Genomic DNA, 16,835 nt, shown 5'->3' on the forward strand with positions numbered 1-16,835 from the left:
CCGCCTCAGGCGTCGCGCGGCAGGACGGTCAGCACCCGCGCCATGTGCTGATGGAAGGCTTCCATATAGTCGCGCAGGAACTGCTCGGTGCCGGGGACGCTGACGTTTCCGTCGTCGTCGATCAGGTCCGGTTTGAACTGGATATAGGCCTCGACCGCATTCATCTGCGGGGCCTGAAGAAAGCCGAGGATGGGGCGCAGGGTTTGTTGCCCCACCGCCGTGCCGATGGCGCCGGGCGAGGCGCCGATCACCGCCGTCGGCTTGTTCTTGAAGACATTGGTCCCGTAGGGACGGCTGGCCCAGTCCAGGGCGTTCTTCAAGCCGCCGGGAACAGAGCGATTATACTCCGGCGTGACGATCAGGATGGCGTCAGAGCGCTTGATCGCCGCCTTGAAATCCTGGGCCACGGCCGGATAGTCGGCGTCGTAGTCGTAGGAATAGAGCGGCAGGTCGGCGAAGCTGATCTCGCTCATGTTCAGCTTGTCCGGCGCCAGCTTGACCAGAGCCTTGGCCAGCTTGCGGTTGATCGAGCCCTTGGCCAGGCTGCCGATGATGTAGCCGACGTTGTAGGTGGTCATGGAAGCGTGTCCCGCTGAAATTATGGGCGGCGCCCGGCGCCGCTGATAGCCAAATGTCCAACCAAGCTTAGCGGTTCCGTATCAGACACGCACGGCCTGACGTCCCCGGCCCGCCTCGCCGAACACCCGCAGATAGCGTTCGATCTCGGCCCGGTCGCCGGTGGCCTTTTCGACGTTGTCCGACAGTTTCACCGCCGGGCGACCCGCCGCCTGCGTCACCTTGCAGACCAGCGACAGGGGCAGCAGTTCCCGGCGCCTCGACCGGAGCGCAGTCGCGGAAGTCGTTGGTCAGATTGGTGCCCCAGCCGAAGCTGGTGCGCACCCGGCCCTTGAAGTGGGCGTGGGCCGCCTCGATGCCGTCCACGTCCAGCCCGTCAGCCAGGACCAGCAGGCGCTCGCGCGGGTCGCGGCCCTTGGACGCCCACCACTTCATGATGATCTCGCCGCCCTCGATCGGCGGGGCGGAATCGGGACGGAAACCCTTCCAGTCGGCCAGCCAGTCGGGCGCGTCGTCGAGGAAGGCTTGCGTGCCGAAGGCGTCCGGCAGGGCGATCAGCAGATTGCCGTCATAGGCCGCCCGCCATTCCTCCAGCACCCGATAGGGCGCGGCGCGCAGGGCCGCCTTGTCCTCGCCCGCCATGGCGGCCAGCACCATGGGCAGTTCGTGACCGTTGGTGCCGATGGCCTCAAGGTCGTTGTTCATGGCCAGCAGCACGTTGGAGGTGCCGATGAAGGCGCCGCCCAGCCCCTCCTTCAGCGCCTCGACGCACCAGCCCTGCCACAGGAAGCCGTGGCGACGGCGCGTGCCGAAGTCCGACAGTGCCAACGGCTCCAGCTGTCGCAGCCGCTCGATCTTGCTCCACAGCTTGGTCTTGGCGCGTGAATAGAGAATGTCCAGTTCGAAGCGGCCCATGCGGCGCAGGGCCCGGCGGCTACGCAGCTCGTTCAGGATCGACAGGGCGGGAATTTCCCACAGGGTGACGTCGGCCCAGCTTCCCGAGAACTCGAGCCTGAACTGGCCGTCGGCGCCGCGCGACAGGTCGTAGTCCGGCAGGCGATAGTCAGCCAGCCAGGCCAGGAAGTCCGGGCTGAAGATCGACTTCACGCCGTAGAAGGTGTTGCCGCCCAGCCAGATCAGCTCGCGATTGGTGAAGCGCAGGGACCGGGCATGGTCCAGTTGAGCGCGCAGTTCGGCCTCGTCCACTTCCTCGGCCAGCCGCACCGAAGTCGTGCGGTTGATGACCGAGAAGGTCACGGGCGCGTCGCGGAACCGGCGCCAGATCAGTTGCAGCATCAGCAGCTTGTAGAAGTCGGTGTCCAGCAGGCTGCGGACGATGGGGTCCAGGCGCCAGCCGTGGTCATAGGCCCGCTTGGCTAGGTCGATGCTCGCCATGCCGGATCAGTCCGCCTTCTGTGCAGCCGGCTCGATGACAGCCTCGGGCGGAGCCTCGTCCTCATTGACCAGACGCCCTTCGCGGTGCGGCTTGATGTAGGGCGTCGGCTGCGGCGTCGGCATATTGCCGCGCATCAGGGCGGCCCCGGCCTTCAGCCCGCCGGTCAGGTCCAGGTCCAGGCGCGCCTCGTCGCGACGGCGCACGTCGGCGATGACGTCGGCGATCTCGTCTTCCGGCAGGCCCAGCTCCTCCAGAACGGCCTGGCCGAACCGGAGGGCGGACTCAAAGGTCTCGCGCACCTGATAATCGACCCCCGCCTGGATCAGACGCAACGAATGGCCGCGATCGAAGGCCCGCACCATCAGCTTCACGCCGGGGAACTCGGACTTGACCAGTTGCACGATCTTGTCGGCGGCCTCCGGCTTGTCGACGCAGACCAGCACCGCCTCGGCCTTGCCCGCGCCCGAGGCCCGAAGCGTGTCGAGGCGCGTGCCGTCGCCGTAGTAGACCTTGAAGCCGAAGTTGCCGGCCGCCTGGATCATCTCCACATCGTTCTCGATGATCGACACGTCCACGTCGCGCGCCAGCAGCGGCTGCGACACCACCTGGGCGAAACGGCCGAAGCCGATGATCAGCACCTGGCCGCGCAGGCCGTCGGCGGCGTCCACGCCCTCGGCGTCTTCCGGCGACAGGCCCGCCTCCTTAGGCAGGAAGCGCTTCAACGCCAGGGTCGTCAGCGGCGTCAGCGCCATCGACAGGATGACGATGGCCGTCAGGGCCGCGCTCGCCTGGGCGTCTATCACCCCCGCCGTAGCGGCGGCGCTATACAGGACGAAGGCGAACTCGCCCCCTTGCGCGAACAGGGCCGCGCGCTCGATCGCCTCATGGTGACGCGCCTTGAACAGGCGGGCGACGACATAGATGACCAGGGCCTTGACCACCATGAAGGCCGCTAGGCCGGCCACGACGATGCGCCAGTCGTTGATCACCACGCCGATGTCCAGCGCCATGCCGACCGACAGGAAGAACAGGCCCAGCAGAATGGCGCGGAACGGCTCGACGTCCGCTTCCAGCTGATGCCGGAAGGTCGAGTCGGACAGCAGCACCCCGGCCAGGAAGGCGCCCATGGCCATCGACAGGCCGACCCCGTCCATGATCCAGGCCGTGCCCGCCACCACCAGCAGGGCGGCGGCCGTCATCACCTCGCGCCCGCCGTTGCGGGCCAGGAAGCGGAACACCGGATTGATGGCGTAGATCCCCACCGCCAGCACGCCCGCCAGGGCCGCCAGCGCCAGGCTGATCGACTGCCACAGGGGCGTCGTGCTCTCGGCCGAATGGCCCATCGACGCGCCCAGCAGGGCGACGATGGCCAGCAGGGGCACGATGGCCAGATCCTCGAACAGCAGGATGGACACGGCCCGCTGGCCGCTGGGCGTCGGCAGGTCGCCGCGCTCTTCCAGCATCTGCACGATGACGGCGGTCGAGGACATTACGAAGCCCATGGCCCCGACGAAGGCCACCGGCGCCGACACGCCCGCCGCCATAGCCGCCAGCGTCAGGGCCAGGCCCGCCAGACCGACCTGGGCCGACCCCAGGCCGAAGATCTCCCTGCGCATCCCCCACAGCCGCTTGGGCCGCATCTCCAGACCGATGATGAACAGGAAGATGACCACGCCGAACTCGGCGACGTGCAGGATGGTCTGCGGCTCACGGAACAGGGCCAGGCCGAAAGGACCGATGGCGACGCCCGCCGCCAGATAGCCGAGCACCGAGCCCAACCCCAGCTTGCGGAAGATCGGCACGGCCACCACGCCCGCCGCCAGCAGGGCCGCCACATGGCCCAGTTCCAGTCCCGTCGCAGCCTCGGCCATCGCTCACCCTTGTGCTTGAGCCTTCATAGTGGGGGCGAAAGACCTCAATAGCGAGGGCTTCATCACCACAACCTCTGCGCCACAGGGCGACGGTGATGCGACTTCGCGAAGAACCTTCGCCTTAGTTCCGCCGAACATCGTCATTCTTCATGGTCGCGACAGGGTTGGAGGAGACCGAACAATGCCCCAGCATCCACGGCGCCGCGCCGCCGGATTTCAGCGTCGCCCGGCGAGCCTGACGCTGGTCGCCGTCGCCGCCCTCATGACCGCCGCCCCGGTCGGCGCCGCGCCCGCTCCGCCGCCCGTGGTTCAGGACGGAACGCCCAGCCCGGCCGCCTGTCGCGAACTCGGCTTCGATCTGTCGCCGCCGTCCCATGTGCGGCCGCCCGTCCTGCGATCACGGCCGCCCCATCCCGCACCGCCTCCGCCCGTCACCCTGTCGATCGAAGCGACCAAGAAGGAAGACCGAGTCGAATACGCCGCCCCGCCCGCCACCGTGAACGACGTGGTCGTCAGCGGGTCGCGCATCGGTCCCTATCCCCCCGGCCCTCCCCTGCCGCCGCGTCCCGTCGACACCGAACGCTATCCCGACGCCACGCCCAATGCGGTCAAGCGCACGGCGGATCAGCCGGTCTCGACCTTCTCCATCGACGTGGACACCGCCGCCTACGCCAACGTCCGTCGCTTCATCGACAACGGCAGGGCTCCGCCGCGCGACGCCGTGCGGGTCGAGGAGATGATCAACTATTTCGACTACGACTACGCCCGCCCGACCTCGGCCGCGCGGCCCTTCGCCGTCACGGCGACCACCACGGCCTCGCCGTGGTCCGAAGGTCGCCGGATCGTTCATGTGGGCCTTCAGGGTTATGAGTTGCCCGAGAACCAGCGCCGCCCGCTGAACCTGACCTTCCTGGTCGACGTGTCCGGTTCGATGAACAGCCCGGACAAGCTGGATCTGGCCAAGCAGTCGATGAACCTGATCATCGACCGCCTGCGGCCCCAGGATCGCGTCGCCGTGGCCTATTACGCCGAGGGCGCCGGCACGACGCTGGCCCCCACCGCCGGGACGCAGAAGCTGAAGCTGCGCTGCGCGGTCGCCTCCTTGCGGGCTTCGGGCGGCACGGCCGGGGCCACCGGCATGACCAACGCCTATGACCAGGCCCAGGCCAGCTTCGGCCGGAACAAGGTCAACCGCATCCTGATGTTCACCGACGGCGACTTCAACGTCGGCGTCACCGACGACAAGCGGCTGGAAGACTACGTCGCCGACAAGCGCAAGACGGGGATTTACCTGTCCGTCTACGGCTTCGGACGCGGCAATTATCAGGACGCCCGGATGCAGGCGATCGCCCAGGCGGGCAACGGAACGGCCGCCTATGTCGACGACCTGAAAGAAGCGCGCCGCCTGTTCGGGCCGATGTTCGACCGTGGCGCCTTTCCCATCGCCGACGACGTGAAGATCCAGGTCGAGTTCAATCCGGCGCGCGTCGCCGAATGGCGGCTGATCGGCTATGAAACCCGCCTGCTGAACGAAGAGGACTTCAGCAACGACGCCGTCGACGCGGGCGAGGTCGGCTCGGGCGCTTCCGTCACGGCCTTGTATGAGATCACGCCCGTCGGCGGGCCGACCCAGATTCCCGAGCGCCGCTATGCCGACAACCGCATCTCAACCGGCGGCGGCGATCCGAACGGCGAATTGGGCTTCATCCAGGTGCGCTACAAACAGCCCGGCCAGCAGCGTTCCGAGCTGATCCAGCAGCCGCTGACCGACCGTTCGCGCACCGACGCTCCGCCCGAGGCCACGCGGTGGGCCCTGGCCGTCGCCGCCTTCGGTCAGAAGCTGCGCGGCGATCCGTGGATGGCGCCCGACTACGGCTGGGATCGGGTGCTGGATCTGGCCCAGGGCGCGCGCGGCGACGATCCCTACGGCGAGCGGGCCGAGTTCGTCCAGTTGGTCCGCGCCGCCCAGAGCCTGCCGGAACGTCGGGAACCCTGAGCGTCCCCGCGCCGCCGGAACCGCGACCGGCGGCGCGGGTTCCTTAAGGCCAGGCCGCAACGGCCGCGCCAAGGGAGATGGCCATGAAGATTCGCGACGTGATGAGCAAGGACGTGCAGGTCGCCCGCCCCGAAGACACCCTTCAGAACGTCGCTGGACGCATGGCGGCGGGCGATTTCGGCTTCATCCCCGTGGCTGACGGCGACCGGCTGATCGGCGCCCTGACCGACCGCGACATCGTGGTGCGCGCCGTCGCCTCGGGCGCCGGGCCGGAGGCGAGGGTGCTGGACGTCCTGTCGCGCGACGCCCTGGTGGTGCGGGCCGACGACGACCTGAAGGTCGCGCTGGATCTCATGTCCTCGCGCCAGATCCGCCGCCTGCCGGTGGTCGACAAGGACGGCCGTCTGGTCGGCGTCGTCTCGCTGGGAGACCTCTCGACGCGGGTCAAGGAACGCTACGCCGGCGAGGCGCTGGAAGAAATCTCCCGCCCCTAGGGTTAACCGCCGCTAACCACGTCGCGGAACCCGACGATAACGGCCGGGGCCGCATCATTCCCTTCTTTCAGCAGGGGAAGTTCGGAATGGCGCGCGCCCAGTTCCAGAAAGGCCAGAAGGTCTGGGTCGAGAGCGTCGGCGTCTGGGCCCAGATCGAGAAGGTCAATCCTGTCTGGGCCAAGGGCTTCAACGAGCCGGTCCGCATCACCTACGATGTGGGGCTGGGCCGGGAATTCGCAGCCGCCGAGCTTCAGGTTCCCTCGGACAATCCCGCCGCCGGCGCCCTGGGCGACTGGCGCATCCTGCGCGCGCGCAACAAGTGGCAGGATCCGGCCGACTGCGCCCATCACCCCTTCCCCGGCAGCTATCCCGTCGTCGTCACCGACAAGGCCGACTGGGGCGGCTGGCGCGTGCCCGGCGCCGAATACGACCGCGACCCGCAGCGCGTCGAGTTCCAGGCTCGCCTGATCGCGGGCGCGCCGGAGCTGATGGACCTGGCGCGCGAGTTGATGGCCTCGGTCGCCGAGGCCCCGGACGACGCCCCGCCCGAGACCCAGCGCCTGGCCCGCAAGGCCCAGGCCATCCTGCGCCGCATGACCGAGATCGCCGCCCCGCCGCCTGCGCCCATCCAGCCCGGCGACGGCGCCGAAGCCGAGGCTTAACGACCTTAATCCCCCCCTCGACGGATTCCGCGACGCAGCCTAGATTCCCGGCTGAATCGTCACAGGAGGGTCGCCCTTGCGGGGCACCGAGCGCCGCAGTTACGGGCCGGGCCGTCGGGCCACGGACCATCAGGCCGCGCGCTCTGCGCCCTGGGTCCGCATCCTTGCGCTCGCTGTGGCGCTGGCGCTGGCAGCCTATGTCATGCTGTTCGCCCGCGAGCACAGCCGTCCCAGCCGTGAAGTCGAGGCCGCCCGCCAGGAGACCCTGACGCTTGAGGCTCGGCTCGCCGCCGCCCAGGTCGAGGCCCGCTCCGCCCAGACCGATCGCGCCCTGGACGCCGCCGCCCGCGTTCTGACCCAGACGCCCAGCCAGCCGGTGCAGGCGCTGGACAGCGCCCGGCTGGAAGACCCCGAGGCCGCCTTCCTGATCGCCGACGCAAACGGCCGCGCCCTGGCGGCGCGCGGCGCCCGCCTGGGTCCGGACGCGGCTGCGGGCCTGTCGATCGGGGAGGACGGCCTGACCACGCGCCGGACGACGCCGGGCGGTCATATCCTGGTCGCCCGCACGCCCCTGCCGAACCTGAAGCCGACGCTGGCGCAGGCCGGTCTCAGCGTCCTGCCGTCGGGTCAGGCGCCGGCGACGCCGGATCAGGCGGCCAAGGGGCCGGACGGCCGCCCCCGGACCGCCGCCGTCGCCCCGATCGGCGACACCGGCCTGTCGGTCGTGGCGAGCCTGCCCCGGCCCGACGCCTTCGCCGCCTGGCTGGACGACGCCTGGATGCTGGCGGCGCCCTTGCTGCTGGTGGTGCTGATGCTGGTGGTGATCGCAGTGCAGAACTGGCGTCAGATGCGAGCCAGCCGACGCTGGGCCGACACCGAACGGCGCTTCCGCGTCGCGGTCGAGGCCGCCCGCTGCGGCGTGTGGGAATGGGATCTGGCCAGGGGCGAGGCGACCCTGTCCGACTATATGGCCGCCCTGCTGGAGGTGGAGACGGGAACCACCCTGACCACCCAGGCCATGATCGAGCGGGTCCACCCGCGCTATCGCCAGCTGATGATCGAGGCCCTGGACAAGGCCATGGCCGACGGCGTGTTCGAGGCCGCCTTCCCGGTGCCGCTGAGCAACGGCGGCGTGCGTTGGATCGACGCGCGCGGCCAGTCGCGCCAGCCGCAACGCGACGGCGGCTATGACAGCCTGATGGGAGTGGCGCTGGACGTCACCGAGGCGCGTCGCACCAAGGCCCAGGCCCAGGCCGCCGAGAGCCGCCTGCGCGACGCCATCGAAAGCGTGTCCGACGCCTTCGTCCTGTTCGACCGGCGCGGGCTGCTGATCCTGTGGAACCAGGGTTTCCAGGACGCCTTCGCCTTTCCCAAGGGCGTGGTGCGGCCCGGCGCCCAGAAGGACGAGCTGAACCGCATCGCCGCCGAGGCGATCAAGGCCGAGCACCCTTCCGCCGGGGGCCGCGCCGGGGTGCGCGAGGTCGAGCTGAAGGACGGCCGCTGGCTGCAGATGGCCGAGCGCTTCACCGGCGACGGCGGCACGGTGGTGATCTGCGCCGACATCACCGTCATCCGCCGCCAGGAGGCCGAGCGCCGCCGCGCCGCCGACGAGCTGCGCGCCATGGTGGCGGAACTGGAGGCCAGCCAGGCGAACCTGGCCCTGCTGGCGCGCAAATATGAGGTCGCCATGACCCGCGCCGAAGCCGCCAACCAGGCCAAGTCCGAGTTCCTGGCCAATATGAGCCATGAGCTGCGGACCCCGCTGAACGCCATCAACGGCTTCTCTGAGATCATGGCCGCCGAGATGTTCGGTCCCCTGGGCGACCGTCGCTACAAGGGCTACGCCGCCGACATCCACGGCTCAGGCCAGCATCTGCTCAGCCTGATCAACGACATCCTCGACATGGCCAAGATCGAGGCGGGCAAGCTGACCCTGCACTATGAGCCGATGGCGCTGGACGTTCTGTGCGCCGAAGCGGTGCGGCTGATGCGCGGCAAGGCCCAGGAGGCGCAACTGGCCCTGACGCTGGACTGCCCCGAGGATCTGCATATCGAGGCCGATCAGCGCGGCCTGAAGCAGGTGCTGCTGAACCTGATCTCCAATGCGGTGAAGTTCACGCCCGAGGGCGGCGCCGTATCGGTGAAGGTCGCGCCGCGCGACGCCGCGACCGTGCGCGTCTCGGTCGTGGACACCGGCATCGGCATCGCCGCCAAGGATCTGGAGCGGCTGGCCCAGCCGTTCGAACAGGTCGAGGGTCAGCATTCCAAGTCGACGCAAGGGACGGGTCTGGGCCTGGCCCTGACCAAGTCGCTGATCGAACTGCACGGCGGCGCCATGACGATCGAGAGCGAACCGGGGCGCGGCACCACCGTCTGGTTCGACCTGCCGACCCGCGCGCCCGAGGGCGCCGTGGCCCCCGTCGGCGCTCCGGCCCAGCGGGTTCAGGCCCGCGCGGCGTAGGGCCTATCAGGCCGCCGGTTCAGACGCCGTCGACGACTTGGCCGCCGTCTTCCCCGTCGAGGCCGCGCACTTCGACGACTCCTTCGACCGGGACTTATGGCGCGACAGGATCGGCGCCAGGGCGGCGCGATCAGCCGGATTGAGGCGGTTCAAGGTCTCCACCGCTCCCGATTCCAGCCGCGCCCGACCGCGCATTTCGGACGCGCGCGATCGTTCCAGCAGGGCGGCGACCGCCACGGGGTCGAACTGATCCGAGCGGGTCAGGGCGATCGCTTCGCGGCGGGCGGCGCGCGCCTCCTCGAAGTCAGGGCGGGCCTCCAGAGCCGTGGCGCGCATCTCGCGCTTGATCTGGTCGCGCACGGCGGGCGGGCGGGCCTCGACCACCGCCCAGACAGGCTCGCTGCGGCCCGGCTGACGCGCCTCGGCGGTGGCTTCCTTGACCCGCTTGGCCGCCATCCAGGCCGCGCCCGCGCCCGCCACGGCGAAGATATTCAGGGCGACCGACGCCGCCAGGGCGATCTTCAGGCCTCTTCCGTTCATCCGCCCAGAACCTCCGTGTCGTCCGCGCTGCTCAGGCTGGCCTGGTACAGCACGGTGTCTGCGCGGATGTCCGCCGTCATCTGGCCGGTCAGGACTACGCCGAAGACCGCGCCGGCGCAGGCCGCCGCCGCCCAGCCGGCGCCCGACAGCCAGGCCATGACGCCGATCCCTGCGCGTCGACGACGACCCAGGCCCGCGCCGACCGCCGCCGCGATCACCCGTTCGCGCAGGGCGTGGGACGCCGCCACGCGCGGCGCCGCGTCCAGCAGGGCGTCCAGGCCGTCCGCCTCATGCAGCAGAGCCGCCGCCTGAAGGTCCGCCGCCGCCAGGGCGCGCGCCGCCTCGCGTTCGGTCTCGGGCCAGCGGCGCAGGTCGCCGCCATAGGCGTCGGCCAGGTGCTCAAAGCGTTCTGGAGTCATCATCGTCATCTCGTCCCCCGCCACAGTCGTTCGGCGCGCTCCGCGGCGCGCCCTCGCATGCCCTGTCGCCCATCCCGCGCGACGCCAGAATGCGGCGCGATGTCCGCCAGGGCGGTCCGCAAGGCGCGTCGGCCCCGCGACAACAGGCTTTCCAGCGCTTCGACGCTGATCTCCATCAGGGCGGCGGCTTCGATATTGCCCAGCTCCTGATAGTGACAGAGGACGATGGCTTCGCGCTGCCGTTCCGGCAGACGCGCCAGGGCCGCCTCGACCCGCGCGCCCGTCTCGGCCGCCAGCAGGCCCCGGTCCGGCGCCGGGCCGTCGTCGACGCCGTCCGGCAACACATCCGTCGCGATCTCGCGCCGACGTCGCAGCCGATCATAGCACAGGTTCAGGCCCACCCGGTGCAGCCAGGTGTCGAACCGCGCCTGGCCGGGGGTCCAGCGCGGCGCCTGTCTCCAGGCTCTGAGCATCGCTTCCTGAGCCACGTCCTCAGCCTCCGCCGCGTCGCCCAGCATCCGCCGGGCGAGCGACAACATGCGCGGCAGCTTGCGCGCCACCATGGCCTGAATGGCCGCAGGGTCGCCTTCGCCCACACGGCGCACCAGATCCTCGTCGGGGTCGACGGTTGTCGCCAATCCAGCCTCTTCGGCTCAATCCAGAAAGGGCGGACGGACGAGCCGTCTTCCCCGCCATCACCCTACTCCGAAGCAGGCGCCGAAGGCGACGCCGCCGGCGTGCGCGCGCGACGCTGTTCGTGCCTCTGGCGCATGTCGCCTCGATTGGCGCGCATGGCGGCGCGGCGTTCGTCCTGCGTCAGCACGCCGTCGCTGTTGGCGTCCATACGCGCAAAAGCCTCATTCGCCCGGCGTTCAACGTCAGCGATGACGATAGGGAAACGGCTTTCTCCGCCTCGCGCCATGCCGCGCATGTTCGCGTCCCGATGATTGCGGCCGCCGCCATGACGCCCGCCCATGCCCTCGCCGCGCTCGCCGCGCGCACGCGGCGTGTTGAACTCCTCACGGTCCAGCACGCCGTCGTTGTTCGCATCCAGCCGGTCGAAGCGCGCGGCCCGTCGCTCGGCGCGGCGCGCCTGGGCATAGGTCCGCATCTCCTCGGCCGTCACCTGACCATCGCTATTGGCGTCCGCCGCGCGCAGGCGCTCGACCCGGCGCTGCACGAAGTCCGCCTTGCTGACGGGTTCGGCCATCTGCGCGTGGTGCGGACGAGCGTCCGGCGTCTGAGTCCGAGCCGGCGCCTGGGCCATGGCTGCGCCGCTGACGGCGAGAGCCGAAGCAAGGACGGCCATGCCGCTGAAACTCTTTTTCATGTCGATGTTCTCCATCTGGCCCGAAGGCCGAGAAGCGATCCTGTCGAAAGATGAAACGACGCCCGGATCAGATTCCGTCGCGCAAAGCGGGCAGCATCGCTTCAAAGGCCCGCCGCGCGCGCAGTCTCAGGTCGATCAACCGGGCCTTCAGCGTGTCGAAATCCGGCGCCCCGACCGTTCGGGCCAGCCGCATCTGGAAGCCGAACGGCTCCTGATCCGGGTCGCCCCCGCCGTCGAAGGCGCAGGCCATCAACTGGCCCAGCTGTTGATGCGTGCGCCAGGCGTCCGCCAGGATCGGATCGTCGGCCAAAGCCTCCAGCGTCGAAACGGTCAAAGGGGCTCCGACCTGCGCCGCCGTCAGCTGGCGATACTGGGCTGCGAACTCGGCGTCGACCTGGCCGCCCGCCGACAGCTTCAGATCCCAGAAGCCCTTGGGCCGCCGCTCTCGGTCCATCAGATCGCGCATGGCCCGCACGTCCCCGGCGATGTCGACGCCGGGCCGCGGCCGCCGCAGCGCCGCCTCCAGCGCCGCCTCGACCCGCGCCCCGAACGCCTCGTCGCTGGCCCAGACCAGCCGCGCGCGCGTCAGAGCCATGAACTCCCAGGTCTCGGCCTCTTCGGCGTAGTAGGCCTCCAGCGCCTCCAGCCGCACCGACACCGGCCCCTTCGAGCCGGTCGGACGCAAGCGCATATCGACCTCATACAAGCCGCCTTCGGCCGTATGGGCCGACAGGGCGGCGATGAACCGCTGGGTGAAACGGCCGTAGAAGGTCTCGGCGCTCCAGCCGCGCCCGGCGGACACCGCCTCGGGCGGCGCCGCATAGACGGTCATCAGGTCCAGGTCCGACCCCGCCGTCATCTCACGCGATCCGGCCTTGCCCAGGGCCACCACGGCGACCGCGCCGTCGAAGGCCCCGCCCATCCGCTCAGCCTCGGACAGGGCCGCCGGGGCCAGCCCCTTCATGCAGGCGTCGGCCAGGGAGGTGTAGGTCAGCCCGGCCTGCTCGGCCGTGGTCCGGCCGGTGACGACATGCATGCCGATACGGAAGGTCTGTTCGCGGTGCAGGCGGCGCACGGCGTTCATGGCCCCTTCGAAATCGCCGGCCTCATGCGCCTCGCGCACCACCTGATCGGCCAAGCCGGTGTCGGTGCCCAGGGCCGTCATGAAGCGCGCGTCCAGCACCCCGTCCAGAGCCTGCGGCTGACGTCCCAGCGCCCGCGCCAGTCGCGGCGCGAAGGCCATGACCCCGACCACCAGGTCGAACAGCTTGGGCTGATTCAGGAACAGGGCCTGCACCTGCACCCCGGCGCTGAGGCCCGAAAAGAAGACGGCGAACCGGCGGAAGGCCGCGTCCGGCGCCCCCGTCCTGGCCACCGCCGTCAGCAGTTGCGGCGCCAGGCGGGTGAACAGCTCGCGTCCCCGCGCCGTGCGCGTCGCCTGAATGCGGCCGTGGTGCCAGCTGCGGATCGTGTCGGACACCGTGGCGGGCTCGGAAAAGCCCATGCGGGCCAGGGTCTCCAGCGTGCCGGGGTCGTTCTCCACTCCCGTGAACACTAGGCTGCCGTAGGGCGAGGACAGGTCTTCGCCGCCCTCGAACAGTTCGCCATAGCGGGCGTTGACCTGCACCAGCAGGCGCTCAATCCCCGCATCGAAGGCGGCCAGATCTCCCTGCCCCGCCAGAGCCGCCACATCGGCGCGGCGTTCGGGATCGACGGGCAGGATGTGCGTCTGTTCGTCCGCCAGCATCTGCGCCCGATGCTCCAGCGCGCGCAGCTCGACATAGGCGGCGCGCAGTTCGTCGCGCGCCTCGGGCGCGACGTGGCCGGCGGCGGTCAGGGCGTCCAGCGCCTCCAGGGTGCGCGGCGAGCGCAAGGTCCGGTCGCGTCCGCCCAGGATCAGCTGCTGGGTCTGGACGTAGAACTCGATCTCGCGGATGCCGCCCCGGCCCAGCTTCAGATTGGCGCCCGCCGCCTCCAGTCCCTCGCCGGTCTTGTGAACGTGGATCTGCTTCTTGATCGACTGGATGTCGAGCACGGCCTGATAATCTAGGCTGCGCCGCCAGATGTAGGGGACCAGCGCCTTCAGGAAGGCGGCGCCCTCGGCCGCATCCCCGGCGCAGACGCGGGCCTTGATGAAGGCCGCCCGCTCCCAGTTCTGGCCGACGGATTCATAGTAGGCCAGCGCCATCGGCGCCGCGACTGCGGGCGGGGTCGAGGACGGATCGGGCCGCAGCCGCAGATCGACGCGGAAGACGTAGCCGTCCGCCGTGCGCTCGGCCAGCAGGGCCGTCAGCCCCTGGGCCAGACGGTTGGCGAAGCCCTGCATCTCCACGCCCTCGACCAGGGCGCTCTGCAGCGCCTCCGGCTCGTAGAACAGCGACAGATCGATGTCCGAGGAATAGTTCAGCTCGAACGCCCCGCCCTTGCCCATGGCCAGGACAAACAGGCCCGGCACCGGCCCGCGCGGATCGTCGGGCGCCGAGATCAGCCGACCGCGCCTGCGCCAGTCGTCGGCCGTAATCCGCAGCGCCGCCCGCGCCGCCGCATCGGCGAACCGCGACAGGGCGCCCGTCACCTGATCCAGATTCCAGACGCCGCCCAGATCGCACAAGGCCGTCAGCAGGTGCAGTTCGGCCTTCAGCCGGCGCAGCGGCGCCTTGGCCTCGTCCGGCGCGGCGGTTAGGGCGTCAGCAGCCGCCAGAATCTCCGCCAGTCGCGCTTCGGGATCGGCGTCCAGCGTCAGCCGCAGCCGATCCGGCCAGCGCCGCGCCAAGCCCGCCAGATAGGGCGAGGCGGCGAAGACCGGCTCCAGCGCCGCCCAGGCCGCATCCAGCGTCGCGCGCCAGCCGTCGGCGTCCGCCGCCTCGGCCAGCCGTTCATGCAGGCGCGCCGCCGCCTCGGCGTCGCGCACGGGACCGCACGGCTGCAACCGGTTCGCCAGAGCTTCGCTCACGCCTCAGCCTCAAGCGCCCGCGTCGCGGCTGGCAGGATCAGGGCCACGCGCAGGCCCGGCCCGCGTCCGTCATAGACGCCCGGCCCCTCGTCCAGCTGGATGCGACCGCCGTGCGCCTCGGCCACCGCTGTCACCAGCGACAGGCCAAGGCCCGAACCCGGCTCGGTGCGGCTGTTGTCCAGGCGTACGAAGCGTTGCAGCACGCGCTCGCGATCCTCGTCCGGCACGCCCGGCCCGTTGTCAGTCACGGAAAACTCCACGTCGCCCGACGAGCGCCGCCGCGCCCGGAACGTCACCGCCCCGCCCTCCGGCGTATATTTGATGGCGTTGTCGATCAGATTGGCGAGCGCCTGGGCCAGGAAGGGCTGGTTGCCCTCGATCATCAGCCCCTTCTCGATCTCGGCGGCGAACTCCAGCCCCTTGTCCTCGCCCGCCGGTTCGTACAGCTCGGCCATGTCGGCGGCCAGGTCGGCGGCGTCGAACACCTTGGGATCGGGCGCCCCGCCCGCCTGCAGACGGGCGATGGCCAGGACGGTGTTGAAGGTCTTGAGCAACGCGTCCGCCTCGTCCAGCGCCACGCCCAGGGCGTCCACGCCGGACGTTCGCCCCGCCTCGGCGTCGATCAGGGCGACCTCCATCTTGGCCTTCATCCGGTTCAGCGGAGTCCGCAGGTCATGGGCGATGGCGTCCCCGGCATGGCGGATCGAGGCCATCGAGCCCTCCAGCCGGTCCAGCATCCCGTTCAGCCCCTCGGCCAGTTCGTCCAGCTCGTCGCCGGAATGGCGGATCGGAACGCGCGTCTTCAGGTCGCCCTCCTGCACCGCCGCCACCACGCGGTTCAGACCGGCCATGGCGCGTTCAACGCCCCGGCTGATCCACAGCCCGCCGCCGACGCCCAGCACAAGCACCATGACCATCGCCCCCCACAGGGCTTGGGTCAGCCGCGCCAGATAGGCCTCGATGTCGCCGATGTCCTCGCCCACGAACAGATGCTCGCCGCCGGACAAGGTCGTTTCCACGCCGATAGCGCCGCGACGACGCACACGCCCGTCCTCATCCGTGTCGGTCAGGCGGAAGTCGTCCCAGCGCGCAGTCGACGGCGGCGCGTCCGCCTTGGGCGGGTCCAGCGGCGATTCCGAGACATTGCCGGTGATGACCGAGCGGTCCGGCGCCATCAACAGATAGAGGTAGGGCCCGCCCTTCAGCGTGCGTTCGACCAGCACCTGGTTCAACGCATCGCGCCCTCGTGTGCGATAGACGGCGGTCAGCCCCTCGACCTCAGCCTTGACGCTGGCCTCCGCCCGCGCCCGCGCCTCTGACGCCGAGGCGAAATAGACATAGGCCAGCACCGCGCTGGCCGTCGCCACGAACAGCGCGAGAAACAGCAGCGTCAGCCGAAAGGGCGTCCGTCGAAAGAGCGAGGGCAGTTTCATGCCGGGGCCTTACGCCTCCAGCCGGTACCCCGCGCCGCGCACGGTCTGCAGCATGGCCTTGTCGAAGCCCTTGTCGATCTTGGAGCGCAGGCGGCTGATGTGCACGTCGATGACGTTGGTCTGAGGGTCGAAATGGTATTCCCAGACCTTCTCCAGCAGCATGGTGCGCGTCACCGACTGGCCCGCGTGGCGCATCAGGAACTCCAACAGCTGGAACTCGCGCGGCTGCAGGTCGATCTCCTGGCCGTCGCGGTGGACGGTGCGGGCGATCAGGTTCATCTCCAGATCGCCGACCTTGAGCACGGTCTGGACCCCGCCCGTCTCGCGGCGGCGCGACAGGGCCTCCACCCGCGCGGCCAGTTCGGCCAGGGCGTAGGGCTTGACCAGATAGTCGTCGCCGCCCGCCCTCAGACCCGTGACGCGATCCTCGACCTCGCCCAGGGCGGACAGGAACAGCACCGGCGTCTGGTCGCCGCCCTTGCGGATGGTCTCGACCATGGCGACGCCGTCCAGGCGCGGCATCATGCGGTCCACGACATAGACGTCGTAGCCGCCCTTCTGCGACTCAAGCAGGCCGAAGGCGCCGTCCACCGCATGGGTGACTTCGTGCCCGGCCTCGCTGAGGCCGCGCACCATGGCGGTCGCGGCTTCAGCGTCGTCCTCAACCACCAGAATACGCATGCAGCCTCCCAAAAAAGATTCGG

General features: G+C 70.0%; 14 protein-coding genes. 4 read left to right on the forward strand and 10 right to left on the reverse strand.

The genetic code is table 11. The features are described 5' to 3' along the window. Positions 1-5 precede the first annotated feature (5 nt). The 3 genes from FGL25_RS11930 to FGL25_RS11940 all read right to left on the reverse strand — a co-directional run bounded on the left by FGL25_RS11930 (position 6) and on the right by FGL25_RS11940 (position 3,843). Positions 6-578 carry an NADPH-dependent FMN reductase gene (locus FGL25_RS11930; protein WP_003163623.1) on the reverse strand — a complete coding sequence of 191 codons (573 nt, stop codon included), beginning with the start codon at positions 576-578 and terminating at the stop codon, positions 6-8. A gap of 67 nt (positions 579-645) precedes the next feature. After that, positions 646-1,971 carry a nicotinate phosphoribosyltransferase gene (locus FGL25_RS11935; RefSeq protein ID WP_252970156.1) on the reverse strand — a complete coding sequence of 442 codons (1,326 nt, stop codon included), beginning with the start codon at positions 1,969-1,971 and terminating at the stop codon, positions 646-648. 6 nt (positions 1,972-1,977) lie between these two features. Continuing rightward, positions 1,978-3,843: a monovalent cation:proton antiporter-2 (CPA2) family protein gene (locus FGL25_RS11940; RefSeq protein WP_138141782.1), complete on the reverse strand. Its 1,866-nt coding sequence runs from the start codon at positions 3,841-3,843 to the stop codon at positions 1,978-1,980. A 181-nt stretch (positions 3,844-4,024) separates the two neighbouring features. Here FGL25_RS11940 and FGL25_RS11945 point away from each other — a divergent pair, with 181 nt between their 5' ends. The 4 genes from FGL25_RS11945 to FGL25_RS11960 all read left to right on the forward strand — a co-directional run bounded on the left by FGL25_RS11945 (position 4,025) and on the right by FGL25_RS11960 (position 9,456). Continuing rightward, the gene (locus FGL25_RS11945) at positions 4,025-5,839 is read left to right on the forward strand and encodes a vWA domain-containing protein (RefSeq protein WP_252970157.1); all 1,815 of its coding nucleotides are present in this window, start codon (positions 4,025-4,027) and stop codon (positions 5,837-5,839) included. Positions 5,840-5,922: 83 nt separating this feature from the next. Continuing rightward, on the forward strand, positions 5,923-6,333 hold the full coding sequence (locus tag FGL25_RS11950; protein WP_046651853.1) for a CBS domain-containing protein: 411 nt from the start codon (positions 5,923-5,925) through the stop codon (positions 6,331-6,333). 86 nt (positions 6,334-6,419) lie between these two features. After that, the gene (locus tag FGL25_RS11955) at positions 6,420-6,995 is read left to right on the forward strand and encodes a hypothetical protein (protein WP_138141784.1); all 576 of its coding nucleotides are present in this window, start codon (positions 6,420-6,422) and stop codon (positions 6,993-6,995) included. 76 nt (positions 6,996-7,071) lie between these two features. After that, positions 7,072-9,456, forward strand: a complete 2,385-nt coding sequence (locus tag FGL25_RS11960; protein ID WP_138141785.1) for a cache domain-containing sensor histidine kinase — start codon at positions 7,072-7,074, stop codon at positions 9,454-9,456. A gap of 6 nt (positions 9,457-9,462) precedes the next feature. Here FGL25_RS11960 and FGL25_RS11965 read toward each other — a convergent pair whose 3' ends face one another. From FGL25_RS11965 to FGL25_RS11995, 7 genes are all read right to left on the reverse strand, one after another. Then, positions 9,463-9,996, reverse strand: coding sequence for a periplasmic heavy metal sensor (locus FGL25_RS11965; RefSeq protein WP_138141786.1), 534 nt, complete (start codon positions 9,994-9,996; stop codon positions 9,463-9,465). Beyond that, positions 9,993-10,418, reverse strand: a complete 426-nt coding sequence (locus FGL25_RS11970; protein WP_232463925.1) for a hypothetical protein — start codon at positions 10,416-10,418, stop codon at positions 9,993-9,995. The genes FGL25_RS11965 and FGL25_RS11970 overlap by 4 nt, the downstream gene beginning before the upstream one ends. Positions 10,419-10,420: 2 nt before the next feature. Then, positions 10,421-11,053 carry an RNA polymerase sigma factor gene (locus FGL25_RS11975; protein ID WP_076223494.1) on the reverse strand — a complete coding sequence of 211 codons (633 nt, stop codon included), beginning with the start codon at positions 11,051-11,053 and terminating at the stop codon, positions 10,421-10,423. Between the two features lie 62 nt (positions 11,054-11,115). Next, positions 11,116-11,745 (reverse strand): EF-hand domain-containing protein, encoded by a 630-nt coding sequence (locus tag FGL25_RS11980; protein ID WP_167493342.1) that lies wholly within the window; start codon positions 11,743-11,745, stop codon positions 11,116-11,118. Positions 11,746-11,812: 67 nt separating this feature from the next. Next, complete coding sequence (locus FGL25_RS11985) at positions 11,813-14,698, reverse strand: bifunctional [glutamine synthetase] adenylyltransferase/[glutamine synthetase]-adenylyl-L-tyrosine phosphorylase (RefSeq protein WP_138141788.1); 2,886 nt, start codon at positions 14,696-14,698, stop codon at positions 11,813-11,815. Next, complete coding sequence (locus FGL25_RS11990; RefSeq protein WP_138141789.1) at positions 14,695-16,131, reverse strand: sensor histidine kinase; 1,437 nt, start codon at positions 16,129-16,131, stop codon at positions 14,695-14,697. Before FGL25_RS11990 ends, FGL25_RS11985 begins: the two co-directional genes overlap by 4 nt. A gap of 9 nt (positions 16,132-16,140) precedes the next feature. Next, positions 16,141-16,812 (reverse strand): response regulator transcription factor, encoded by a 672-nt coding sequence (locus FGL25_RS11995; protein WP_138141790.1) that lies wholly within the window; start codon positions 16,810-16,812, stop codon positions 16,141-16,143. Positions 16,813-16,835 lie beyond the last annotated feature (23 nt).

Origin of the sequence: Brevundimonas vancanneytii (assembly GCF_901421975.1) — a bacterium.
Taxonomy (GTDB): Bacteria; Pseudomonadota; Alphaproteobacteria; order Caulobacterales; family Caulobacteraceae; genus Brevundimonas; species Brevundimonas diminuta.